Here is a 21,986-nt window from a genome sequence, read left to right on the forward strand (position 1 = left end):
AGTCCGTCAAGTGAAATAGCAATCGTGATCGGCGGTCAAGGTGCGCAAATCTGCTCTATAAACGATAATATTTTTGGGAATACGGTTGTGTTTTAATGTATGAACGAGTTCTATTGTTTTTTATCAGCGGTTTGCCGGATGAGTGCCATTGGTTTTTGTTTTAAATATTCTGTCTCATCACCGATGCGCCGCATAATCCCATTCAAGGAGAGGTTGGATACTTTGAAAGGCGGTAACGCTTTTGGCCGCGCCGTCGCCTTCTTCGTTGCCCGGCTTGCCGCTGTGCGGGGCTGATCTCCGCGCCAAGGTGACGATGCCCCGGGACCGGTCCATCCTGTTCCCGCCGTTACCCATCGCACGCACCCGATGTTACCGGCTTTACCCATCCTCCCGGCGCGAGCCCAGTGAATTCGCCTGCGAACGGTCTGGCACGCGGATTGCTGAAAGATCACGCAGAAAAACACTGGGAGGAACCATACCTATGTCTCGCACGCTGCACGGCGTCGCGGCCGCCCTGGCCGTCCTGCTCGCTTCCAGCACCGCCGCCTTCGCCCAGGACCCGTCGGGCAAGCTGGTCGTCGTCACCTCCTTCCCGAAGGACCTGACCAGCGCCTTCCAGCAGGCCTTCCAGAAGGCCTATCCGAAGGTCACGCTGGAGGTCCTGAACCGCAACACCAACGCGGGCGTGAAGTATCTCCAGGAGACGGCGTCGAACAACGGCACCGACCTGTTCTGGGCCTCCGCCCCCGACGCCTTCGAGGTTCTGAAGGGCGCCAACCTGCTGCAGGCCTACAAGCCGAAGGTCGAGGGCATTCCGGAGAAGGTCGGCGCCTACCCGATCAACGATCCGGAGGGCATGTACGCCGGCTTCGCCGCCTCGGGCTACGGCATCATGTGGAACAGCCGCTACATGAAGGCCAACGAGCTGCCGGCCCCCAAGGAGTGGTCGGACCTCGCCAAGCCGGTCTATTACGACCACGTCGCCATCTCCGCCCCGTCGCGCTCGGGCACCACGCACCTGACCATCGAAACCATCCTCCAGGGCGAGGGCTGGGAGAAGGGCTGGCGGACCAACAAGGAGATCGCCGGCAACTACCGCACCATCACCGAGCGCAGCTTCGGTGTGCCGGACGGCGTGAACTCCGGCAGCTTCGGCATCGGCATCGTGATCGACTTCTTCGCGCTGTCGTCCCAGGCCTCGGGTTTCCCGGTGGAGTTCGTCTATCCGACGGTCACCACCATCGTGCCGGCCAACATCGGCATCGTGAAGAACGCCCCCAACAAGGCCGCCGCCGAGACCTTCGTCGACTTCATCCTGTCGCCGCAGGGCCAGGAGGTGCTGCTGCAGCCGGCCATCCGCCGCCTGCCGGTCAACCCGGCCACCTACGCCAAAGCCCCGGCCGACTACCCGAACCCGTTCAAGGACACCTCGCTGGGCTCGCAGGTGAACTTCGACGTCGAGGTGTCGCAGGCCCGCTACAACGTGGTGGACGCGCTGTTCGACCAGCTCATCACCTTCCAGCTCGACGGGCTGAAGGCGGCGACCCGCGCCATCCATCAGGCCGACGCCGCGCTGGCCAAGAAGCCCAACGACAAGGCCAAGGCGCTGCTGGCCGAGGCGCGCGACCTCGTCGCCGCCATGCCGGTGACCGCCCAGGAGGCCGCCGACCCGCAGCTCGCCGGCGCCTTCACGGTGGAGCGCAAGAGCGCCACCGACGCCGTGCCGGAGCGTCAGGCCCAGGTCGAGCAGAAGTGGGCCGCCTTCGCCAAGGACAACTACGCCGCCGCCCGCAAGAAGGCCGAAGAGGCCCTGGCGCTGGCCCGCTGACCCGAGCGTGACGGGAGGGGCGCCCCGCGCGGGCGTTCCTCCCCGCCTTCTCCCCCGATACCATTGGGCTGAACCATGACGTCTCTTGCGCTCACGCGCGAAAGCATCGCGCGCGTGCGGCCGGGGCCGGCGGTGGCGGCTGTGCTGATCGCGCTGTTCCTGCTGCTGTTCCTCGTCGTGCCGGTCGTCCAGGTCATCTTCGTCGCCTTCCAGGACAAGACGACCGGGGCCTTCACCCTGATCAACTTCGCTGACTTCTTCCAGAACGACCTGTTCATGCGGTCGTTCTGGAACTCCTTCTACGTCTCCGCCATGTCGGTGGTGGTGGCGAGCGCGCTGGCCCTGCCGCTGGCCTACCTGACGACGCGGTTCGAGTTCCGCGGCGCGGTGCTGATCCAGAGCCTGGGCATCATCCCGCTGATCATGCCGCCCTTCATCGGCGCCGTGGCGATGCAGCTCCTGTTCGGGCGCAACGGCACGGTCAACCTGCTGCTGCGCGACCATTTCGGCATCTCCATCCCGTTCATGGAGGGGCTGAACGGCGTCATCTTCGTGCAGAGCATCCACTATTTCCCGTTCATCCTCATCAACCTGTCGGCCAGCCTGAAGAACATCGACCGGGCGATGGAGGAATCGGCGCAGAACCTGGGCTGCCACGGCTTCCGGCTGTTCCGCCGCATCGTCTTCCCGCTGGCCATGCCGGGCTACGTCGCCGGCGCGTCGCTGGTCTTCATCAAGGTGTTCGACGACCTCGGCACGCCGCTGCTGCTCAACGTCAACGACATGCTGGCGCCGCAGGCCTACCTGCGCATCTCCTCCATCGGCATCGCCGACCCGATGGGCTACGTGATCTCGGTGGTGCTGATCGTCTGCTCGCTGCTGGCCCTGTGGGTGTCGGCGCTGGCGATGAAGGGCAAGGACTACGCGACCGTCCAGCGCGGCGGCGGCGGTCTGGCGCGGCGGCGCATGAAGCCGCTGGAGCTGGTGGCGGCCTACGCGGTCGTGCTGCTGATCCTGGTGCTGGTGCTGGCGCCGCACATCGGCCTGACCCTGCTGTCCTTCGCGACGATCTGGTCCTTCAGCCCGTTCCCCGACGCCTTCACGATGAAGCATTACGGGACGGTCTTCCTGGAGAGCGGCCAGTACATCACCAACACGCTGCTCTACGCCTCGCTGGCCGCACTGCTCGATGTGGTGATCGGCACGGCCATCGCCTATCTGGTGCTGCGCAGCAAGCTGCCGGGCCGGCAATGGCTGGACTACATCGCCATGGCGGCGCTGGCCGTGCCGGGCGTGGTGCTGGGCATCGGCTATCTGCGCAGCTTCTACGACGTGCCCATGCCCTTCACCGGGCAGCCGCTGTCCGGCTTCTGGCTGATCCTGGTCTTCGCGCTGGCGATCCGCCGCCTGCCCTACGCGCTGCGCGCCTGCACCGCGGCCCTGCAGCAGGTCAGCAACTCGCTGGAGGAGGCGGCCGAGAATCTGGGCGCCACCAAGCTGCGCACCATCAGCCGCGTGGTCGTGCCGCTGATGTCCGGCGGCATCCTGGCCGGCTTCGTCACCAGCTTCGCCACCGCGGCGGTCGAGCTGTCGGCGACCATCATGCTGGTCCATTCGCAGAGCGACGCGCCGCTGGCCTACGGCCTCTACGTCTACATGCAGTCGGCGGCCGGGCGCGGTCCCGGGGCGGCGCTGGGCGTCTTCGCCGTCGTCATCGTCGGGCTGGGCACCTACCTGTCGCACGTCATCATCGAGCGGGGCCGGCGCGAGCGCGGCCAGGACCATTGAGGGGAACCGCCACCATGAACCATCAATTCTCCCCCACCTCCCTGGCCGCCGGGATGGAGAGCGTCGGCGTCCGCATCGACGGCGTGGACCTGTCCTACGGCAGCCACCGCGTGCTGAAGGACATCCATCTCGACATCAAGCCGGGCGAGTTCTTCGCCTTCCTCGGCCCGTCGGGCTGCGGCAAGACCACGCTGCTGCGGCTGATCGCCGGCTTCAACACGGCGCAGCGCGGGGCAGTGACGATCGGCGGGCGCGACATCTCGGGCCTGCCGGCGCACAAGCGCGACGTCGGCATGGTGTTCCAGAGCTACGCGCTGTGGCCGCACATGACGGTGCGCCGCAACGTCGCCTTCGGGCTGGAGGAGCGGCGCGTGCCGCGCGCGGAGATCGAGCGGCGGGTGGACGCGGCGCTCGACCTCGTCGGGCTGAAGCATCTGGCCGACCGCCGGCCGTCGCAACTGTCCGGCGGCCAGCAGCAGCGCGTCGCGCTCGCCCGCACCATCGTGATCGAGCCGAAGGTGCTTCTGCTGGACGAGCCGTTGTCGAACCTGGACGCCAAGCTGCGCGTGCAGATGCGCCAGGAGCTGCTGAGCCTCCAGCGCAAGCTGGGGCTGACCACCATCTTCGTCACCCACGACCAGGAGGAGGCCAACACCATCTGCGACCGCATCGCGGTGATGGAGGACGGCATCGTCCAGCAGGTCGGCACTCCGCAGGAGCTGTACGACCACCCGGCCAACCTGTTCGTCGCCGGCTTCCTCGGCACCGCCAACGTCCTGGAGGGGCAGGTGCGCGCCGTGGACGGCGGGACGGCCTTCGTCACGGGCGGCGGCGTGGCGATCCCGCTGCCGCGCGGCGTGGAGCCGGGAGCCGAGGGCAAGCTGATGTTCCGGCCGCAGAACCTGTTCATCCACCAGGAGGATGGGCGCCAGGATGGCGGGGCGCCGCGCGCCGGCCATGTCCGGCTGGTGGGCGTGGTGCGGCACCGCGAGTTCCTGGGCGCCTCGATCCGCTACGCGGTGGACATCGGGGGGCAGCAGGTGCAGGTTGACGCCCCGCACCAGGCCGGCGACGCGCTGCTGCCGACCGACACCCCGATCACCCTCGACCTCGCGGCCGACAAGGCCCGCTTCCTGCGCCGATAGGAGTCGCATTCCGGTGACCAGCCTTCCCAACCGCAAGTCCTTGCGTGCCGTCGCCTTCGACCTCGACGGCACGCTGGTGGACAGCGCCGCCGACCTGATGCACGCCTCCAACGCCCTGCTCGCCGAGCTGGGCCGCCCGCCGGTCGATCTGCCGGCGGTGCGCTCCTTCATCGGCGACGGGGTGGCCAAGCTGGTGGAGCGGGTCCTGACCGCCACCGGCGGCCTGCCCGGAGCGGAGGAGACGGCGGCCCACACCCGCCGCTTCCTGGCCATCTACGAGGCCGACCCCAGCGCCCACAGCGCGCTCTATCCCGGCGTGGCGGAGACGCTGACGGCGCTGGCGGCGGCCGGGCTGACACTGGGGGTGTGCACCAACAAGCCGATGGCGGCGACGCGGCGGCTGCTCGCCGACCTCGGCATCGCCGACCGCTTCGCGGCGGTGGTCGGCGGCGACAGCTTCCCCACCCGCAAGCCCTCGCCGGAACCGGTGCTCGGCCTGCTCGCCCTGATGGATGTCCGGCCGGAGGAGACCGTTTTCGTCGGCGACAACGAGCATGACGTGGCCGCCGCCCGCGCCGCCGGGGTGGCGCGGGTGCTGGTGCTGCGCTACGGCTACGCGCGGGTGCCGCTCGACAGCCTTCCCCACGACGGCATCCTGGAGCGCTTCGGCGACCTGACGGGGGCGCTGTCCGCGACCTCCCCATGCTGAACCGTCTCGTCTTCTGCCGGCATGGCGAGACGGAGAGCAACGTCGGCGGCTGGCTGGCCGGGTCGCGCGACGTGTCGTTGACCGAGCGCGGGTGGGCGCAGGCCCACGCCGCCGCCGCGGCGCTGGCCGCCCAGGGGGCTCCGGTCGTCGCCATTCACTCCAGCCCGCAGCGGCGCGCGATGGAGACCGCCGGCGTCATCGGCGCGGCGCTGGGTCTTCCGGTGACCGTCGTTCCCGGTCTGGAGGAGCGGCGCTGGGGCGATCTGGAAGGCGGCGCCGTGCCGGGGGATCTCCTGCGCGAGGAGGTGCCGGGTGGTGAAAGCCTCACCGCTTTCCAGGCCCGCGTCGCCGCGGCCTTGAACGGCTTGCCGGTTCCGGCGGACGGGCGGCCGCCGCTGGTGGTGGCGCACGCCGGCACGTGGCACGCCCTGTGCCGCTGGCTGGGCCTCGCCCCGGACACGCTCTGGCCGCCCAACGCGATGCCTGTCACGCTGGAGCGCGCCGGATTTTTTGAACGCGTCGGAGTGCCGGTCAGCGGATCTCGATGAGGTCCGTCAGCTCGCGCACGACCAGCTCCAGACTGTCGGCCACCGCCTCGCAGGACACCCGTTCCTCCGGGGTGGTGAAGTCGGCGGAGCGCAGCGTGGCGATCTGCTCCTTCAACCGGCCGATGTAGGCGATCAGCTTTTCTTCCATGCCCGGACCCCGTGGCGCGAGAGGCTTCCCGCTACGATAACAGGCGAGCGGGGGCTTTGGCGCCCGGATTCTCCGCCGAAGGGCGGATTTACGGTTGCAGCAACGATGCGGAGAAAGAAAGGTGAACGAGGCGCGGCGGAGCGACGGACGGCTCCCGGCGCTGTGCATCGCTCAGGCTTTTGGAAAGTAGGAAAAATGGTGCCCAGGGACGGAGTCGAACCGCCGACACGGGGATTTTCAGTCCCCTGCTCTACCAACTGAGCTACCTGGGCGCCGCTGCGTGCGGGGGCGTCTTATAGGAAGAACCGGAGCGCTTGTCCAGCGCAATTCGTCACCCGTTCGGAAGAGATTTTTCCAGACCGGTCGGGCGGGTTGGGGGTGGCTCTACCCCGAAAGTGGTCATACCAGTTTTGACATGAGTCATGGTCCGTCACTCGCGGTCGGGGGATAGTCTTCTTGCCGCGCGGACGAGAGAGAAGCGCCGCCCGGCCATGACCGATTTTCCGTGCGTGCCCCGGATGCTGTTCCAGAAGGGCTTCAGCCCGCCCGCATCCGGTTTCCTTGTCCGGCCCGAAAGGGCCGGCGGCGCGCCAACCGCAGAGGCGACACGATATGCCCGTCACCACGCTTGCAGACCTCAACGACCTCGTCCTCCGCGTCCGGGAGGCGCAGAAAGTCTACGCCGGCTTCCCGCAGGAAACCGTGGACCGCATCTTCCGCAGCGCCGCCCTGGCCGCCGCCAACGCGCGCATCCCGCTGGCCAAGCTGGCGGTCGCCGAGACGCGCATGGGCGTGATGGAGGACAAGGTCGTCAAGAACCACTTCGCCTCCGAGTACATCTACAACAAGTACAAGGACGAGAAGACCTGCGGCATCCTGGAGGAGGATCCGGAATACGGCATCATGACGATCGCCGAGCCGGTGGGGCTGATCTGCGCCATCGTGCCGACGACCAACCCGACCTCGACCGCCATCTTCAAGGCGCTGATCAGCCTGAAGACGCGCAACGGCATCGTCTTCTCGCCGCACCCCCGCGCCCGCAAGGCGACCTGCGAGGCCGCGCGGATCGTTCTCCAGGCCGCGGTGGAGGCCGGCGCGCCGCCGGACATCATCGGCTGGATCGACGAGCCCTCGGTGGAGCTGTCGAACGCGGTGATGCACCACCCCGACATCGCCCTGATCCTGGCGACCGGCGGGCCGGGCATGGTCAAGGCCGCCTATTCCTCCGGCAAGCCGGCCATCGGCGTCGGCGCCGGCAACACCCCGGCGGTGATCGACGAGTTCGCCGACATCAAGCGGGCCGTCGCCTCCATCCTGATGTCCAAGACCTTCGACAACGGCGTGGTCTGCGCGTCGGAGCAGTCGGCCATCGTCGTGGAGTCCGTCTATGACGCGGTGCGCGACCGCTTCGCCCATCATGGCGGCCACATCCTGTCGGCGGCGGACGCCGACGCGGTGCGCAAGGTGCTGCTGAAGAACGGCGCGCTGAACGCCGACATCGTCGGCCAGTCGGCCGGCGCCATCGCCGCCATGGCCGGGGTGAGCGTTCCCAATCACACCAAGGTGCTGATCGCCGAGGTCGAGGCGGTGACCGAGGACGAGCCCTTCGCCCACGAGAAGCTGTCGCCGACCCTGGCGCTTTACCGCGCCCGCGACTTCATGGACGCCTGCGAGAAGGCGGCGGCGCTGGTCGCGCTCGGCGGCATCGGCCACACCTCCGCCCTCTACACCGACCAGGACCAGCAGCCGGAGCGCATCCGCCATTTCGGGCAGGCGATGAAGACGGCGCGCATCCTGATCAACACGCCGTCCTCGCAGGGCGGCATCGGCGACCTCTACAATTTCCGGCTGGCGCCATCGCTGACGCTTGGCTGCGGTTCCTGGGGCGGCAACTCGATCTCCGAGAATGTCGGGCCGCAGCACCTCATCAACCGCAAGACCGTGGCGAAGAGGGCCGAGAACATGCTGTGGCACAAGCTGCCGAAATCCATCTACTTCCGCCGCGGCTGCCTGCCCTTCGCGCTGGAGGAGCTGCGCGGGAAGAAGCGCTGCCTGATCGTCACCGACCGCTTCCTGTTCGAGAACGGCCACGTCGACGAGACCGTGCGCATCCTCAAGGGGCTGGGTCTCGCGGTGGAGACCTTCTTCGAGGTCGCCGCCGACCCCACCCTGGCGGTGGTGCGGCGCGGGCTGGCGCTCGCCAACGCCTTCCAGCCGGACGTCATCCTGGCTCTGGGCGGCGGCTCGCCGATGGACGCGGCCAAGATCATGTGGGTGATGTACGAGGCGCCGGACGTCGCCTTCGAGGATCTGGCCCTGCGCTTCATGGACATCCGCAAGCGCATCTACACCTTCCCCAAGCTGGGGGTGAAGGCGCAGTTCGTCGCCGTCCCCACCACCTCGGGCACCGGGTCGGAGGTCACGCCCTTCGCCGTGGTGACCGACGAGCGCACCGGGATCAAGTACCCCATCGCGGACTATGAACTGACGCCCAACATGGCGATCATCGACGCCAATCTGGTGATGGACATGCCGAAGGGCCTGACCGCCGCCGGGGGCATCGACGCGGTGACCCACGCGCTGGAGGCCTACGTCTCCGTCCTGGCGAACGAGTACACCGACGGGCAGGCGCTGCAGGCGCTGAAGCTGCTGAAGGAGCATCTGCCCTCCGCCTACGCCAACGGCGCCAAGGACCCCAAGGCGCGCGAGCAGGTGCACAGCGCCGCCACGCTGGCCGGCATCGCCTTCGCCAACGCCTTCCTCGGCGTCTGCCATTCGATGGCGCACAAGCTGGGGGCTGAGTTCCACCTGCCGCACGGCGTCGCCAACGCCCTGCTGATCGCCAACGTCATCCGCTACAACGCCGCCGACATCCCGACCAAGCAGACCGCCTTCAGCCAGTACGACCGGCCCAAGGGCGTCGCCCGCTACGCCGAGATCGCCCGGCATCTGGGTTTGGGCGGCAGCCGCGACCATGAGCGGGTGGAAAAGCTGGTCGCCTGGGTGGAGGAACTGAAGCGCACGCTGGACATCCCGGCCTCGATCCAGGCCGCCGGGGTGCCGGAGGTGGAGTTCCTGGCCCGGCTGGACGCCATCGCCGAGGCCGCCTTCGACGACCAGTGCACCGGCGCCAACCCGCGCTTCCCGCTGGTCGCGGAGATCCGGCGGCTCCTGCTCGACAGCTATTACGGCCGCGCCTATGCCGAGGACGCGGAGCGGGCGCCAGAGACCGGGGCGGAGCGCAAGCCGGTGGCGCTGGTCCGTTCACGCTGATCCTTGCACGCTGATCCGGGCCTGACAGGGCCGCCCGGCGCCGGGACACCGGATACCGGGCGGCCCATTCTTTTGTCCGGAAAAAAAGCCGGTCTGCCGAAGACTTCACGCCCTGACGCCATGAAACGTCGATTGGCTGTGAACCCATTGTCCGAAACGGCGGCAGGTGATTCCGGTCATGATTCGATCCTATCAATCCGATTACCGTCATCGCGGTCCCGCGATGCATGCATTCGTCTTCAAAGTCCGGCGCTCGCGGATGATGCGGCACGGCTTTACCAAGGAGGCGGTGCGATGAGCTTGCCGGTCTGTGGCACGCTGGACGAGATCCTGCACCCGGCCTCGGCCGATTTCCGCAGCCTGCCGGATCTGATCGGCGGGCTGATGGGCCGGCTGGCCGACCGCGCGCCGCTGCGCGGCGGCGCGCTGTGGCTTCAGGACATGGGCACTCTGGTGCTCGCCCAGGACCGGGCGGATGGCCGCCTCTGCTGGACGGCGGACGGCGACCCCAACGACGCCGCGGCCGACCCGGAGGCCGTGGTGGTGCCCATCACCTACGCCGACGCGCCGGTCGGCGAAATGCGGCTGGTCCTCGACCGCGCACCGGACGGCGCCGCGCCCGAGGCGCCCATGCTGCGGGACGTCGCCCGCCAATGCGGCTATCTGGCCAAGCGCTACGAAGTGCGGCGCTGGGCGGAGCGGCGGTTCGGGCGGCCCCTGATGATGGTCGGCATGAGCCCGGCGCTGCGCGAGCTGGACGCCTTTCTGGAACAGGCCGCCCACAGCGCGCTGCCCGTCCTGCTGACCGGCGAGTTCGGAACGGAGAAGGCCCAGCTCGCCGCGGCGATCCACGGCTGCGGACCGCGGCGCGACGGTCCCTTCATCCAGGTCAACGGCGCGGACCCGGTGGGGGTGCCCGCCGACTGGTTCGCGCGGGCCGCCGGCGGCACGCTGTTCCTCAGCGGCGTGGATGAGATGACGCCGGCCCTTCAGGGGCAGATCGTTCAGCACATGCCGTCCCAGCTCGGCCAATGGCTCGACGCGCCGGACGGTTGGATGATGTCCGGCAACGGGGCGGGCAATGGGATGGCCAGTGGGATGGGGAACCCGCGGGTCATTGCCTCGACCACCACCGACCTGCGCCGGCTGGCCGATGAGGGGCGTTTCTCCCGTCCGCTGCTCGCCGAGCTGGACTTCCTGTGCGCCACCGTGCCGCCGCTGCGCGACCGCCCGGCGGACATCGAGCCGCTGGTCGTCGCCGCCCTGGAGCGTCATGGCGGGCGCGCCGACGAGACACGGACCGACGAGCTGATCGCCCTGTGCAAGGCCCATTCCTGGCCGGAGAACCTGTTCGAGCTGGAGCGGGTGATCGCCCGGCTGGCGGTGATGACCGGGGGCCGACCGATCCGCCACGGCGACGTGCGCCGCCATGCCCCCTGGATGGTCGGCGGCGCCGCGCCGGCGGACGCGGAGTCCGGCATTCATCCCGTGGGCCATCCCGTGGGCCACCCGGTGGATCACCCGAACGGCCATCCGGAGGCCGCGTCCGTTGCTCCGTCGGCGGCATCGGATGCCGATCACTGGGTGCGCTGCGCACTGACCCGCGACCAGGACGCCCTGGCCCTGCTGCACGGCGGCCTGCGCAAGGCGCTGGTGTTCCTGGGGGAGCGCTTCGCCGACCCGATCACGCTGGACGAGCTGTCGCGGCAGGCCCATGTCAGCCCGTCCCACCTCAGCTACCTGTTCCGGACGGAGCTTCGGACCTCCTTCAAGGGTCTGCTCGGCCGCATCCGCATCCACAAGGCGCGCGAGCTGCTGGCCGCCGAGCGGCGGCTGCCGATCACCGAGGTGGCGATGAGCGTCGGCTACGGCGACCTCAGCCATTTCGAGAAGAGCTTCCGCCGCCTCGTCGGGGAAAGCCCGCGCGAGTACCGGCGCAACCTGACCGGAGCCGCCGCTCACCGGTGAACCGCACCACCGGAGGGGCGGCCTTCACGTCCCTCGCCGGTGAAACGTCCGATGCGTACGGGAATGCTCATCGCCGCGCGCCCGCGCCGGAGACCCGGCGCTTTTTGATCCGGCCATGCCGGTTTCAGGCTTCGCAAGGGCGCTGCCAGCTCCATCGATGCGTCAGCGCCCATCGATCGTGGCATGCCCGTGCCTTCTCCCGGTCGGCCTCGGCGCCGGCCTCACACGATGGGTGCGATCATGGAAATGTACAGCGTTGGATTCATTGCCGTCACCAGCCAAAAACTGTCATTGCAGGCCAGCAACAAGGACCTCGATGAATATTTTAAAAACATCCCAGAGAAGGACCCGGAAACAGTACACTTCATGAAATACTGCATGAGGACGCTCGGCTATCAAGCCTGCGGGGTGTACCGCTTCTTTCGCTACATGAAGACAGGACCCTTGGACAACAGCGTGATGCAGGCTTTGGCGTCCATTTACGCCGGCCATTTCGCGATCTTTGCCGAAAAGATCAAGGGCGCGGACATCAACCGCACGGTCGCCGGCTTCAACCCGGCGTCGCTCAGCGCCAGCATGTTCAGCACGACGGCCCTCAAGCAGGGCGGCTCGGTTGAGGGGGAATGGTACGACGACAAGGAAATGTTCGAAGACCCGTCCCGGCGCGTCATCTCCATACCGGTTTCGGAGTCTGTCTACAGAATTTTCCGCGATGAGATCGACGCTCTGAAGAACAAAAGCTCGAAGATCCTGTCGTCCCGGAACCTGAAAGGGGGGCCGCTTTACGGATGGTACGGCCTCGACGAGGCGAAGGGAAAATTCAACTGCGTAACCGCGGGAATCGCCGTCGTTCTGCGGATACTGAGCGACAACAGGCTGGAGAATTCCCGCGAGCATGGGATCGACGATCTGTCCAAGGCGGCGAAGAGGATGAACGCCTTCGTGAAACCGCTGGTCGAAGACGGAAAGGGGACGCTGACGCCGGTGCTGAACGCCATGCAGATCGGGCTTTTCCTGTGCGACAATCCGGGTTCGCTTTTTCGGTCGGCCACTTCGGCGCTGTGAACACCGCCAATGCCGGCGCTGCGCCCGGAAGGAGGAACCTTCCGGGCGCAGCGCTTCGTCATGCTGCCATGTTCAGGCGGCCATATTGACGATCTTGACTTCGCCGGTCCCGCGGCTGAACACCGCGAAACGGGCTGGACCGCTGGACAGGCCGGGGTCGAGCGCGAGAATGTTGGCCCACCGGTCGCCGAGAAGGGTCCACAGGGCGTCGGGCTGCGATCCGTACAGGGGCCGCCCGGCCAGCCACGCCGGGTCCAGGCCGATCCTGAAGGAGGGATCGGACAGCACGGTTTCCACCCGCTGGCGCAGCCTTTCCTGGAACCGTTCCAGCGAATCCGCTGTCACGTCCTTGGCGGAGACCGGGAAGGCATCGAGCAGGGCCTGGTCCGCCGCCGCGAAGTCGTTCCGGGGCAGCGGCGTGCCGCGCAGCGCCTGCAGCACCGTTTCGATGCGGTCCAGCGGCGTGTCCGGGTCCTGCAGGGCATCGCCGATCGGCTTCAGGCAGCGCAGAACCGACACCGCGTCCCGTCCGTCGGGATGGCTGGCGAGATGCTCGTGGATCGCCGCGTTGGACGCGGTCAGGATCTCGTCCAGATGCAGGCGCCCCACCGCGGCCGCGGTCATGGCCGCGACCCGCGAGTCGATGGCGTCGCGGATCGCCTCGGCGTCGCTCCGGTCCAGCGCCGGCCGGACGGCGTCCCACATCCCCCGGTCCATGATCGGCTCCAGACTGTCGTCCAGCGTCATGACCATCCGGCCCTCGCCGGCGCACAGCGGGGCGAACACCTCCAGCATCTGGGCCGAGAAGGGGAAATCCAGAACCACGGTCCGCGCCGTCCACCCGGACGCCTCCAGGGGCGCGACGACGCTGGCGGCCAGGGCCTCCGCCGTCCAGGTGCCGGGGGACAGCAGCGGCTCGCCGTCGGCGTTCCGTCCGCCGCTGCCCTGGTTCACGACGAGCAGATCCAAAGTCCGTCGCGTTTCCGTGCCGGTCGGAGAAGGGCCGAGCCGCCGCGCCGCGTCGACGGGATTGTCGTTCAGGACGATCCGGAAAGCGTCGTCGGGGTAGTAGCTGCGCGGGTACTCGGCGGCGGACCCTTGCGCCAGCTCCGCGCTGCTCAGCATCAGATGGCGGCACCGGCCCTGGCGCAGCGCCGTCACCGACGGGTCGGCGCCCTCCGGCGCTCCGCTGCGCAGACCGAGGGCGGTCAGGGCGTTCAGCGTGGCGGCCAGCCGGCTGCGCACGGCGCCGTCGTCGGTCTGCGCGAGGCTCTCGCGGACCGAGCGGATCGTCTCGGACAGGGCGGTGACGGGCAGTCCCCGGATCAGCGAGGGCGGCGGCCCGCCCGGCGCGGCGCCGGTCACGGTGAGCGTGGCCGCGACCGGGGCATAGCGGAACGGGCCGAGATCCGCCTCGTCACGCCAGACGACGGCCAGTTGCCCACCGTCGCGCACCAGCGTGACGGTGCTGCGGTGGGTGGCCAGCCAGTCCTCGATCTGCGAGGCGGCGGCGGTGAGGACATCGTCCGGCCGGCGCCCGGGCTCGCCGTCCTGGAGCAGGATGGCGACGGGGGCCGCGGCGTGCTCCTGCCCCGGCGAGTTCCCCTCCAAATGCAGCGCCGCGGCCCAGGGACCTTCGATCACCGGCTGGATGCCCGGACCGTTCAGCGCCGCCGCCAGCGAGGGCAGGGTGGTGAGGTGGGTCAGCAGCGCCCCGGAGTCCTCGAAGCCATGGCGCAGAAAGGCCGTGCGCTTCTCCAGATGGCTTTCCATGGCCGCCGACACCCAAAGTCCGAATCCGACAGCGCTTGCGATGGCCGCGTCGCCATCGCTCCAGCCGCCTTTGTCCTTGGCCGTCTTGATGGCCGCGCGGACGGTCGCGGGCAGGGCGCCCAGATCCGCGTAACCGGGAAGCTTGGCGGCGAACCAGCCGTCGAAGGCCGTCGCCAGCGCCTTGTCCGTGGCGAGCCCGTAGCCCTGGCAGAGCTGCTCCAGGATCACGACGAGCAACCGCTGCGCCGCGGTGTCGCCAAGCCCGTCGATGGCCTTCAGGGACAGCGGCGCGACGCCTTCCCGGATGCGGGCGCGGATCGCCGCGATGCCGTCCGCCGTGGCCCGATCCTGATTGGCCAGCAGCCCGTGCAGCCGGGAGATCAGCGCCGGAGCCGCGTTCCGTGGCGGGGGGGCGGAGCGGCACAGGGCATCGACCGACCGCAGGGCCGAGGTGATCCGGTAGGCGATTCCCGGGCGCGGCAGGCCGTCTTCGAGCTGCAGGTCGCCGGTGAAGCGCCGCCATTGCTGCTGGGCGGCCAGGGTGCCGTGGCGCGGGAAGGTCACGTCGACCAGCGTGGCGGCGCAGCCGTTGCGCCCGTCATCCGCCGCTTCCCGGCTTCCACCGCCCGACGCGCCGCTTCCGGCGCCGTCCGCCGCAAAGCCGTCCCTCGCCGTGCCGTCCGTCGCCGTGCCGTCCGCGGGCGCCGCGCCGGCCAGCCGGTGAAGCATCCCGTACAGTTCCAGCTTGAGCGTGAACAGAGCCATGACCAGGAGGTTGTGCAGACGCTGGAACAGCGCGAACCAGGCCGGCGCCGGCAGGGCGGGGTTGACGAGAATCCGGACCACCCACCCGCGGGCGCCCGCGCTCCCGTCCTCCAGGACGATGAAACGGCTGTTTCCGGACGGATCGGTCTCGGCCGCCCGCTGCGCCAGCGCCCGCATGCGGTTGCGCAGCCAGCCCGCCAGTTGCGGATAGCCGCCGTTGACGAGGCGCGTCAGCGCGCGGTCGGCGTCGGCCAGACGGTCCGCGGGAAGCGGCCCGTCGGACGCGACCTTGAAGCGGATGGCGAGCCGGAGGCGGCAGGCGGCCTCGGCGCTGTAGGACAGATGGACTCCGCCGGCGGCCTGCGCCGCGTCGTCCAGCCCGTCGATGATCCGGTCGAGACCCGCCATGATGGCTTCCACGGCGTCCCAGCTCTGCGCCGCCGCCATGTCCTGGTCGAGACCGCGAAGCTGGCGCCGTTCCTCCAGGAAGGGGGCGGTGCCGCCCGCCTCCGCCGGTCCGGCAAACGCCTCGATCAGCGGCAGCAGCATGTTGCGGACGCCGCGCAGCCGGCGCGAGATGGCGTCGGATCCGATGGGCTGGCCGGCCTTCGCCTCGCCGACGACGCCCGACGCCTGTTTCAGCAGGCGCCGGGCGCCGCTCAGCCGGTCGTCGGGAAGGGGAAAGCGCTCGCCCTCATAGACCGCCCCGGGCGGCACGCCCAGCAGGGCCGGCGTTCCTTCGCCCGCCACGAACAGCCGCTCCATGGCGGCGGTCTGGATTGCGGCGGTCTCGATGGCGGCCCGCGCGCCGGGTGTTCCGATTCCGACGGAGGCCCCGCGCACCATCCGCAGCCAGTCGGTCTGCGACGGCTGGAGCGGGTGGACGGCCACCGCGGTCCAGCCGCGCAGGGCGTCGCGCTGCGAGGACGGCACCACCGGCATGCCCAGCGCCAGCGCCGCGGCCGCCGCCACCGCGTCCATGCTCGCCTCCACCGGAGAGGAGGGCGGAGGGGACGGCGGGGTTTCGGGCGCGACAACGATCACTTTCCGGCGCGTGCGGGACGGCATGCGGAATGTCCTTCAGCTCGGTTGGGGGTCCGGATTTGTGTCCAGGGTCGGAAACGGGCGCAAACGCCCCCGACCTGCGCGCACCCGAAAACCGCGCGACGTCGTGGTCACTCCGGGGCGGCAGGTCGATGGCGGTGTCAGAGGGCCGGGTCGCCCTTGCTGTTCATCGCCCGGGCGATCTGCGCGCTTGCCGCGGCCATGGCCTGCTGCGCCGCCTCGTTGGCCGCGGTGACGGCCTTCTGCTGCTGCTCGCTGGCCTGCTGCATCGCCTGACCGCCGGCGCCGGCCCCACTGGCGGCCTGGAGCGCCTGCGACATCGCCTCGTTCGCCTGGGACATCGCGCTCTGCTCGTCGGTGTTGCCGCCGGGATGCGCGGTCAGGCCGGGGATGGCCTCCACCGCGTGGCCGGCGAGCTGGATGGCCTGTTCGACGGCGGCCAGCGCCTGCTCGGCGGCGGCGTTCACGCTCTTCACCGCGTGGTCGAGCAGCGCGCTGGCGATTTCGGCGGGCGTCTTGGTGCCCGCCTCGAACGGCGCCGTGTCGGGTGCCGCCACCGGTTCCGGCGCCGGTGACGGAGCATTCACCGCGGGCGCCGCAGGCGGCGTCGGAGCCGGCGTGTCCGGCGTTGCCGGAGCGGGCGCCGCGTCAGGTTTCGGGCTGCTGGGAGGCTGGGAAACGCCCATCCTTCGATCTCCTTCGTCCGGTTCGGTTTTGCGGCGTGCCCGCCGCCGGTGCCGCCGCCGCGCTCGGCGTGGATGGCGCAGCGGATGGCGCAGTGGGCGGCGCATTGGGCGGCGCAGAAGGCGGTGCACAGGGCGGTGCAGAAGGGGCCGCCCCGGTCACCGCCCGTTGCGGCGGTTCAGGCGGCGGCGGTGGTGACGGCGGTGGCGGTGGCGGTGGTGGTGACGGTGGCGGGGGGATCGGGGCGAAAGCAGCGCAGCGAGATCACCCCCCCGGACCCCATCTGGATTTCTGCCTGGTTGCCCTTGCCGAAGATGGGGAACAGGCAGGACGCGCCGTCCTGGCCCATGATGCCGCGCTGCGGCGGCGTCGCCGACAGCAGGGCCTGCGCCCCGGCCAGATAGGCGGCCACCAGCACGCGCACCGCGTCGCCGGTCTCGTCCCGGAAGGCGGTGTCGCGGACGATCTGCAGCGCCCCGTCCGACAGGCGGGCGAAGCCGATCGGCCGGCCGCGCTTCTGCCAGTCGGAGACGGCCCGCGCCACCTCCGCCGGGGCGGCCAGCGGGGCGACCTGCGGGCATTCCAGGAAGCCGAAAAGCTGCGGCAGGATGGTGTCCAGCGCGCTGCCGGCCCGTTTCTTCCGGTCGTCGGGCGTCGCGGTCAGCGAGCCCAGCCGGTTCACGTAGATCAGATAGAACTGATAATAGTCGGCGAACTCCTGCACGGTGCGCGCCTGGTCCACCGCGAAGGCGGCCGCCTCCTTCTGAAGCTCGGGATTCGCCGTCCCCTGGCTTTCCTTGCGGTAGAGCAGTTCCTGCACCGCCAACTGCTCGTCGAAGCCCATGAACTGGAAGACCGGAGCCCCGGAGACTCCCAGGCCCGAGAGGAAGGACGCGCTGGCGGCGAAATCGTCCTGGGTCAGAAGATTGTGGTCGGCGAGGATGCGCTTGACCTGGGCCGACACGGTGGCGCTGGAGTCGCCGGATTCGGCATCGGCCAGCGTGCGCAGGCTGTCCACCCCCAGCGTCATCAGCTTCACCGGGCTGACCATCAGCTTCAGATTGGGCAGCAGGGCCAGCCGCGTCGCGTGAAGACCCTGCTGGACCTGCTCCACGAGCGTGCTCTCGTCCGGGAAACCGTAGCGCGGACCGGCGTTGCTGATGGCCCAGTCGAGCCACTCCGACCCGCCATCGATGAAGGCGAGCGCAAGCCGCCCCAGGTCGGTGAGCCCGGCGCGGTTCTGGATCATCTTGTTGGCGACAGAGACGGTCATGGTGGGGACACCTGCGTAAGGGTCAGCTCGACGGGAAGCTATTCAGGACCGTGGAGGCCGCGGTACCGATGCTGGTGAAGTCGTTGGCGGCGCTCGTCATCATTCCCTGGGCCTGGGTCAGGGCGGTGACGTATTTCGGGTCGCCCGTCGCCAGAAGCTGCGCCATCGCCACGCCGATCGCCGTGGTGGCGATGGTCGAGACGTTGCGCAGCGTGTCCGTCGCGTCCTGCACGGCCATCGCCGTGGACTGGGCGACCGCCTGATAGGCCTTTCCCGCACCGCTGGTGGTGACGACCTGCTGGCTCATGGTCGCCGTCTGCGTCTGGTTTATGACGTCAATGATCTGGGCATTGACCTTCGTGGGCTCCGACATGAAGGCTCCTCGCTCGTTGTGGCCTGGGAGACCGGCCGCTGGGAAATGGGCGCGGGATCAATCACGATCCGCCGGTGACGGTGCTGTTTCCGGTTCCGCCTGTGACGGTTCCGTTCCCGGCTCCGCCCGTGACGGTGCTGTTTCCGGTGCCGCCGGTGACCGTGCTGTTCCCGGTTCCGCCGGCGACCGTGCTGTTTCCGGTTCCGCCAGCGACGGTGCCGTTCCCGGTGCCTCCGGTGACCGTGGAGGGCAGCGTGGTGAGCGAGGTCGTCAGCAGCGGGGTCAGCGGCTGCAGGGGGGACGCGTTGCCGCCGGAGGTGGACGAGCCCGAGGGAGAGGGCGGCGGCGGTGGCGTGGTGGGGAAGGGCACGGACAGCATCTTGGCGCAGGCGGCGGTGACCGCGGCGGAATTGACCATGCCGGCGTTCTGCTGGCGGTGCACGGCGTTGTGCATCGCCATGCCGAGCGTCTCGACCATCACGGCGTCGAGCATGGCGAACGACTGCGCGGGGGACTGTCCCGTCAGAAGCGTGACGATGTCCGACGTCGCGTCGATCACCTGGGTGTTCACGGTGCCTTCGTCGCTCATGATTTTGCGGTTCCCTTGGTGATGATCAGCGTGAGGACCTGGGCGAGCGCGGCCTCGGTGATGACCTGGGCGCGCTGCTGGTTGGCGACGGCGTTCTGCATGGCCAGGCCGAGGCTGTCGGCCATGGCGACGTAGGTCATGTCCATCGCCAGGGATGGGGTCAGGCCAAGCGGTATCGCCGTGTTCGCCGCGACCGATCCGTCAAGGCTGGCGGAGCTTCCGTCCGGCATTCACGCACTCCTGCCTTCAGGCTCCTGCCACTGGCTTCTGCGGACACGGGCTTATGCGCGACCGGGCGCCTCAACCTGCGGCGGAGGCCGCCCCCGGTGTCCCGGGGGCGGCCCGCCGGCTCTCCTTAGGAGAGGCCCAGGATCTGGGTGGTGACGACGCCGGTCGAGGCCGTGTCGACGGAGTACAGGGTCGACAGGCCCTGCGTGGTCGCCGCCTGCATCACCACGTAGGACTGCTGCTGGTTGTTCGTGGCGTTGTGGGCCGCGTTCGACAGCGCCTGGCTGGTGGCGACGAACAGGTTGCCCATCGCGACGGCCGGGGCGTCGCCCAGGACCTTGGTGTTGACCTGGGAGACCGAGTCCGTGATCTGGTTGTTCAGGGCGGTCGGGAAAGCCATCGTGTTTGCTCCTTACATCAGATGTTGCGTTGGTTCGAGGCCAAAGCGCCGGCGTCGGGCGGCGGACGGCGGCGGATGCCGCGTCCGCCGTCCGATCAGCCGAGGAGCTTCGACGTGGCGGCGCCGGTGGTCGCGGTGTCGATGGAGTAGAGCATCGCGACGCCCGTCGTCGTGGCGGCCTGCGCCGTGACGTACATCTGCTGCTGCGCCAGGGTCGCGTTGTGGGCCGCGTTGGCCAGCGCCTGGGCGGTGGCCTGGTACAGGTTGCCCATGGCGATCGCCGGCGAGCTGCCAACGACCTGGACGTTGCTCTGGGCTACGGAATCGGTGATCTGGCTGTTGACTGCCGTCGGGAAAGCCATCTGACGTTATTCCTTGGCGAATGGTTCGGGATGGATGGCCGGCGGCCTGTTCCGGAGGCCCGCAGGCGCCCGGACCTGGCCGGTCGGCTCATCAGCTCCCCAGGATCGACTTGGTGGCGACGCCGGTGGAGGCGGTGTCGATCGAGTAGAGCGTCGCAACGCCCATGGTCGTGGCGGCCTGCATGGTCACGTAGGACTGCTGCTGGTTGTTGGTGGCGTTGTGCGCCGCGTTGGCCAGCGCCTGGGCCGTGGCCTGGAACAGGTTGCCCATGGCGATCGCCGGGGCGTCGCCCAGGACCTTGGTGTTGGCCTGCGTGACGGAATCGGTGATCTGGTCGTTCACGGCGGTCGGGAAAGCCATTTGTTGGTCCTCTTCGGTTGTCTGCCGCCCGCCCGCGATCCCTCATGGAAGGCGGGGTGGAGCAGGTGGTTTGAAACGTCGACGGCGGCGTGGGGCCGGCTTACGAGCCGAGGCCCTTGACGCCGGTGCTGAGGATGCTCTTCGTCGCCACGCCGGTGGAGGCGGTGTCGATCGAGTAGAGCGTGGCCACGCCCTGGGTGGTGGCGGCCTGAGCGGTCACGTAGGACTGCTGCTGGGCGTTGGTGGCGTTGTGGGCCGCGTTGGCCAGCGCCTGAGCCGTGGCCTGGAACAGGTTGCCCATGGCGATCGCCGGCGCGTCGCCCAGGACCTTGGTGTTGGCCTGGGTGACGGAATCGGTGATCTGGTCGTTCACGGCGGTCGGAAATGCCATTGTCTTTCCTCACTGGTGGGGCCGGTTTCAAAGGCGGCCGCTGGTGGCGTCGATCATTCGCGCAGCCCCATGCGACCATGGGATGCGTGAACAGCGGACGGTGCGACTGTAGCGATGTGGGATGCCGTCCGATTGGTCTATTCGGCGAAAGAATCCGCTGGACCGCGCGAACTTTGTGCGTCTGGGTTGCGCTTTGACGATCGATGCGGGGAAAGCGTGTGGTGTCGGCGCGACCGATTCTTGCGCGGCGGGCGCAACGATGGCCGCAAGGCCACGCAATTCCGCGTCCCGCCGTCCGCACGCCCGCGCGGAAAGCCGGCGCCATCCGGAGGAATCGATGGCGAGGGCAGGGGCGACGGGAACGCGAAGCGGCGTCGCACTACGGATTGCGGGGACGGCGAACGAACTTACGCCGCTCTATTCTTGGTCTGGTCTTTGATGATACTGTCAATATGGAATGAAGTCTGGAAGGTGCCGAGCGTGCTCAAGAAAAATGCAGTATCCGTGGCCGCAAACACTGCCCTTGCAACAAATGAAACCAAACGGGCGGCGCACAGCGCGTTTGATAATGCGCAGGGGCAGTTGTTCGGCATCATCATGACCGCGTTCGGGATTTCCATACTGCATGCCGCCGGATTGATCACCGGGCAGGCGGCGGGGCTGTCCTTCGTCATCGCCTACGCCACGGGGCTGGATTTCGGCCCGGTGTTCTTCGTGGTGAACCTGCCCTTCTACGCGCTGGCGCTGGCGCGCATCGGCTGGCGCTTCACTGCGAAGTCGCTTCTGGCGGTCACCAGCATCTCGGTGCTGACCACGCTGGCGCCGCAAGCAATCCGCTACGACGCTCTCCACCCCTATGTGGCGGCGGTTCTGGCGGGCTTCTGCATCGGCATCGGGGTGATCGGCCTGTTCCGCCACGGCTCCAGCGGCGGCGGGGTGGGCATTCTCGCCTTCTACATCCAGGAGAAGACGGGCTTCCGCGCCGGCTGGCTCCAGGCCATGTTCGACGTGGTGATCTTCTCAATGGCGGTCTTCGTGATCGACGGGAAGGCGGTGCTGGCCTCGATGCTGGGGGCGGCGGTGCTGAACGCCTTCGTCGCCTTCAACCACCGGACGGACTGGTACGTGGCCCGCTGAGCCCCTTCGTCCGGCACCATCCCGTCGCGACCGACGCGGCCTGTTGCATTTCTCCGCGGGCTTGGTACCCTGTCTCGCATCGCCAGCCACGCTGGCCGTAAGCGTTCAACGTC

21 protein-coding genes and 1 tRNA gene are annotated in these 21,986 nt (G+C 68.8%); 9 read left to right on the forward strand and 13 right to left on the reverse strand.

The annotated features are described in order from the left end of the window. The first annotated feature begins 481 nt into the window (after positions 1–481). From DXK32_RS11395 to DXK32_RS11415, 5 genes are all read left to right on the forward strand, one after another. A complete protein-coding gene (locus DXK32_RS11395) occupies positions 482–1,828 on the forward strand; it encodes an ABC transporter substrate-binding protein (RefSeq protein WP_114858613.1) in 1,347 nt (448 codons plus the stop codon). A 75-nt stretch (positions 1,829–1,903) separates the two neighbouring features. After that, positions 1,904–3,616, forward strand: a complete 1,713-nt coding sequence (locus DXK32_RS11400) for an ABC transporter permease (protein WP_114858614.1) — start codon at positions 1,904–1,906, stop codon at positions 3,614–3,616. Positions 3,617–3,630: 14 nt separating this feature from the next. Beyond that, positions 3,631–4,761, forward strand: coding sequence for an ABC transporter ATP-binding protein (locus DXK32_RS11405; RefSeq protein ID WP_247877097.1), 1,131 nt, complete (start codon positions 3,631–3,633; stop codon positions 4,759–4,761). A gap of 13 nt (positions 4,762–4,774) precedes the next feature. Beyond that, complete coding sequence (gph, locus tag DXK32_RS11410; protein WP_114858616.1) at positions 4,775–5,470, forward strand: phosphoglycolate phosphatase; 696 nt, start codon at positions 4,775–4,777, stop codon at positions 5,468–5,470. Next, positions 5,464–6,018, forward strand: coding sequence for a histidine phosphatase family protein (locus DXK32_RS11415; protein ID WP_114858617.1), 555 nt, complete (start codon positions 5,464–5,466; stop codon positions 6,016–6,018). Before gph ends, DXK32_RS11415 begins: the two co-directional genes overlap by 7 nt. Here the strand turns inward: DXK32_RS11415 and DXK32_RS32095 are convergent. Next, positions 6,002–6,166, reverse strand: a complete 165-nt coding sequence (locus DXK32_RS32095) for a hypothetical protein (protein WP_014199676.1) — start codon at positions 6,164–6,166, stop codon at positions 6,002–6,004. The genes DXK32_RS11415 and DXK32_RS32095 overlap by 17 nt on opposite strands. A gap of 196 nt (positions 6,167–6,362) precedes the next feature. Beyond that, positions 6,363–6,438: transfer RNA gene (locus tag DXK32_RS11420), tRNA-Phe, on the reverse strand. Between the two features lie 340 nt (positions 6,439–6,778). On the opposite strand from DXK32_RS11420, the gene adhE reads away from it, so the two are divergent. The 3 genes from adhE (at position 6,779) to DXK32_RS11435 (ending at position 12,472) form a co-directional block, all read left to right on the forward strand. Next, complete coding sequence (gene adhE / locus DXK32_RS11425; RefSeq protein ID WP_114858618.1) at positions 6,779–9,439, forward strand: bifunctional acetaldehyde-CoA/alcohol dehydrogenase; 2,661 nt, start codon at positions 6,779–6,781, stop codon at positions 9,437–9,439. A gap of 294 nt (positions 9,440–9,733) precedes the next feature. After that, complete coding sequence (locus DXK32_RS11430) at positions 9,734–11,407, forward strand: AraC family transcriptional regulator (protein ID WP_205215694.1); 1,674 nt, start codon at positions 9,734–9,736, stop codon at positions 11,405–11,407. Positions 11,408–11,647: 240 nt separating this feature from the next. Further along, positions 11,648–12,472: a hypothetical protein gene (locus DXK32_RS11435; protein WP_162801141.1), complete on the forward strand. Its 825-nt coding sequence runs from the start codon at positions 11,648–11,650 to the stop codon at positions 12,470–12,472. Between the two features lie 72 nt (positions 12,473–12,544). Here DXK32_RS11435 and DXK32_RS11440 read toward each other — a convergent pair whose 3' ends face one another. From DXK32_RS11440 to DXK32_RS32100, 11 genes are all read right to left on the reverse strand, one after another. Continuing rightward, positions 12,545–16,078 carry a hypothetical protein gene (locus DXK32_RS11440; RefSeq protein ID WP_162801142.1) on the reverse strand — a complete coding sequence of 1,178 codons (3,534 nt, stop codon included), beginning with the start codon at positions 16,076–16,078 and terminating at the stop codon, positions 12,545–12,547. A gap of 137 nt (positions 16,079–16,215) precedes the next feature. Further along, entirely contained in the window at positions 16,216–16,632 is a 417-nt protein-coding gene (locus tag DXK32_RS11445) for a hypothetical protein (RefSeq protein ID WP_247877098.1), read from the reverse strand. Positions 16,633–16,937: 305 nt separating this feature from the next. Next, complete coding sequence (locus tag DXK32_RS11450; RefSeq protein WP_162801143.1) at positions 16,938–18,032, reverse strand: hypothetical protein; 1,095 nt, start codon at positions 18,030–18,032, stop codon at positions 16,938–16,940. A gap of 22 nt (positions 18,033–18,054) precedes the next feature. Then, positions 18,055–18,405: a hypothetical protein gene (locus tag DXK32_RS11455; protein ID WP_014200165.1), complete on the reverse strand. Its 351-nt coding sequence runs from the start codon at positions 18,403–18,405 to the stop codon at positions 18,055–18,057. Between the two features lie 61 nt (positions 18,406–18,466). Next, a complete protein-coding gene (locus DXK32_RS11460; RefSeq protein ID WP_114858622.1) occupies positions 18,467–18,994 on the reverse strand; it encodes a RebB family R body protein in 528 nt (175 codons plus the stop codon). Next, positions 18,991–19,224 carry a RebB family R body protein gene (locus DXK32_RS11465; protein WP_114858623.1) on the reverse strand — a complete coding sequence of 78 codons (234 nt, stop codon included), beginning with the start codon at positions 19,222–19,224 and terminating at the stop codon, positions 18,991–18,993. The genes DXK32_RS11460 and DXK32_RS11465 overlap by 4 nt, the downstream gene beginning before the upstream one ends. A gap of 125 nt (positions 19,225–19,349) precedes the next feature. Continuing rightward, the gene (locus DXK32_RS11470) at positions 19,350–19,622 is read right to left on the reverse strand and encodes a RebB family R body protein (RefSeq protein WP_014200162.1); all 273 of its coding nucleotides are present in this window, start codon (positions 19,620–19,622) and stop codon (positions 19,350–19,352) included. Positions 19,623–19,717: 95 nt separating this feature from the next. Continuing rightward, positions 19,718–19,984, reverse strand: coding sequence for a RebB family R body protein (locus DXK32_RS11475; RefSeq protein ID WP_014200161.1), 267 nt, complete (start codon positions 19,982–19,984; stop codon positions 19,718–19,720). A 91-nt stretch (positions 19,985–20,075) separates the two neighbouring features. Beyond that, the gene (locus DXK32_RS11480; RefSeq protein ID WP_014200160.1) at positions 20,076–20,345 is read right to left on the reverse strand and encodes a RebB family R body protein; all 270 of its coding nucleotides are present in this window, start codon (positions 20,343–20,345) and stop codon (positions 20,076–20,078) included. 100 nt (positions 20,346–20,445) lie between these two features. Further along, positions 20,446–20,736: a RebB family R body protein gene (locus DXK32_RS11485; protein ID WP_014200159.1), complete on the reverse strand. Its 291-nt coding sequence runs from the start codon at positions 20,734–20,736 to the stop codon at positions 20,446–20,448. A gap of 407 nt (positions 20,737–21,143) precedes the next feature. Then, positions 21,144–21,335, reverse strand: a complete 192-nt coding sequence (locus DXK32_RS32100; protein WP_162801140.1) for a hypothetical protein — start codon at positions 21,333–21,335, stop codon at positions 21,144–21,146. Between DXK32_RS32100 and DXK32_RS11490 the strand changes: the two genes are divergently transcribed. Further along, entirely contained in the window at positions 21,334–21,873 is a 540-nt protein-coding gene (locus DXK32_RS11490; RefSeq protein ID WP_246654170.1) for a YitT family protein, read from the forward strand. The genes DXK32_RS32100 and DXK32_RS11490 overlap by 2 nt on opposite strands. Positions 21,874–21,986 lie beyond the last annotated feature (113 nt).

The sequence above is a fragment of the Azospirillum brasilense genome, assembly GCF_003349955.1.
Classification (GTDB): Bacteria; Pseudomonadota; Alphaproteobacteria; order Azospirillales; family Azospirillaceae; genus Azospirillum; species Azospirillum brasilense_B.

Excerpts from the sequence above, each read along its gene's own strand:
- DXK32_RS11395 (WP_114858613.1), top strand. The coding sequence starts at position 482 with ATGTCTCGCACGCTGCACGGCGTCGCGGCCGCCCTGGCCGTCCTGCTC.
- DXK32_RS11400 (WP_114858614.1), top strand. The coding sequence starts at position 1,904 with ATGACGTCTCTTGCGCTCACGCGCGAAAGCATCGCGCGCGTGCGGCCG.
- DXK32_RS11405 (WP_247877097.1), top strand. The coding sequence starts at position 3,631 with ATGAACCATCAATTCTCCCCCACCTCCCTGGCCGCCGGGATGGAGAGC.
- DXK32_RS11415 (WP_114858617.1), top strand. The coding sequence starts at position 5,464 with ATGCTGAACCGTCTCGTCTTCTGCCGGCATGGCGAGACGGAGAGCAAC.
- DXK32_RS32095 (WP_014199676.1), bottom strand. The coding sequence starts at position 6,166 with ATGGAAGAAAAGCTGATCGCCTACATCGGCCGGTTGAAGGAGCAGATC.
- adhE (WP_114858618.1), top strand. The coding sequence starts at position 6,779 with ATGCCCGTCACCACGCTTGCAGACCTCAACGACCTCGTCCTCCGCGTC.
- DXK32_RS11430 (WP_205215694.1), top strand. The coding sequence starts at position 9,734 with ATGAGCTTGCCGGTCTGTGGCACGCTGGACGAGATCCTGCACCCGGCC.
- DXK32_RS11435 (WP_162801141.1), top strand. The coding sequence starts at position 11,648 with ATGGAAATGTACAGCGTTGGATTCATTGCCGTCACCAGCCAAAAACTG.
- DXK32_RS11440 (WP_162801142.1), bottom strand. The coding sequence starts at position 16,078 with ATGCCGTCCCGCACGCGCCGGAAAGTGATCGTTGTCGCGCCCGAAACC.
- DXK32_RS11450 (WP_162801143.1), bottom strand. The coding sequence starts at position 18,032 with ATGACCGTCTCTGTCGCCAACAAGATGATCCAGAACCGCGCCGGGCTC.
- DXK32_RS11455 (WP_014200165.1), bottom strand. The coding sequence starts at position 18,405 with ATGTCGGAGCCCACGAAGGTCAATGCCCAGATCATTGACGTCATAAAC.
- DXK32_RS11460 (WP_114858622.1), bottom strand. The coding sequence starts at position 18,994 with ATGAGCGACGAAGGCACCGTGAACACCCAGGTGATCGACGCGACGTCG.
- DXK32_RS11465 (WP_114858623.1), bottom strand. The coding sequence starts at position 19,224 with ATGCCGGACGGAAGCTCCGCCAGCCTTGACGGATCGGTCGCGGCGAAC.
- DXK32_RS11470 (WP_014200162.1), bottom strand. The coding sequence starts at position 19,622 with ATGGCTTTCCCGACCGCCCTGAACAACCAGATCACGGACTCGGTCTCC.
- DXK32_RS11475 (WP_014200161.1), bottom strand. The coding sequence starts at position 19,984 with ATGGCTTTCCCGACGGCAGTCAACAGCCAGATCACCGATTCCGTAGCC.
- DXK32_RS11480 (WP_014200160.1), bottom strand. The coding sequence starts at position 20,345 with ATGGCTTTCCCGACCGCCGTGAACGACCAGATCACCGATTCCGTCACG.
- DXK32_RS11485 (WP_014200159.1), bottom strand. The coding sequence starts at position 20,736 with ATGGCATTTCCGACCGCCGTGAACGACCAGATCACCGATTCCGTCACC.
- DXK32_RS11490 (WP_246654170.1), top strand. The coding sequence starts at position 21,334 with ATGACCGCGTTCGGGATTTCCATACTGCATGCCGCCGGATTGATCACC.
- DXK32_RS32100 (WP_162801140.1), bottom strand. The coding sequence starts at position 21,335 with ATGATGATGCCGAACAACTGCCCCTGCGCATTATCAAACGCGCTGTGC.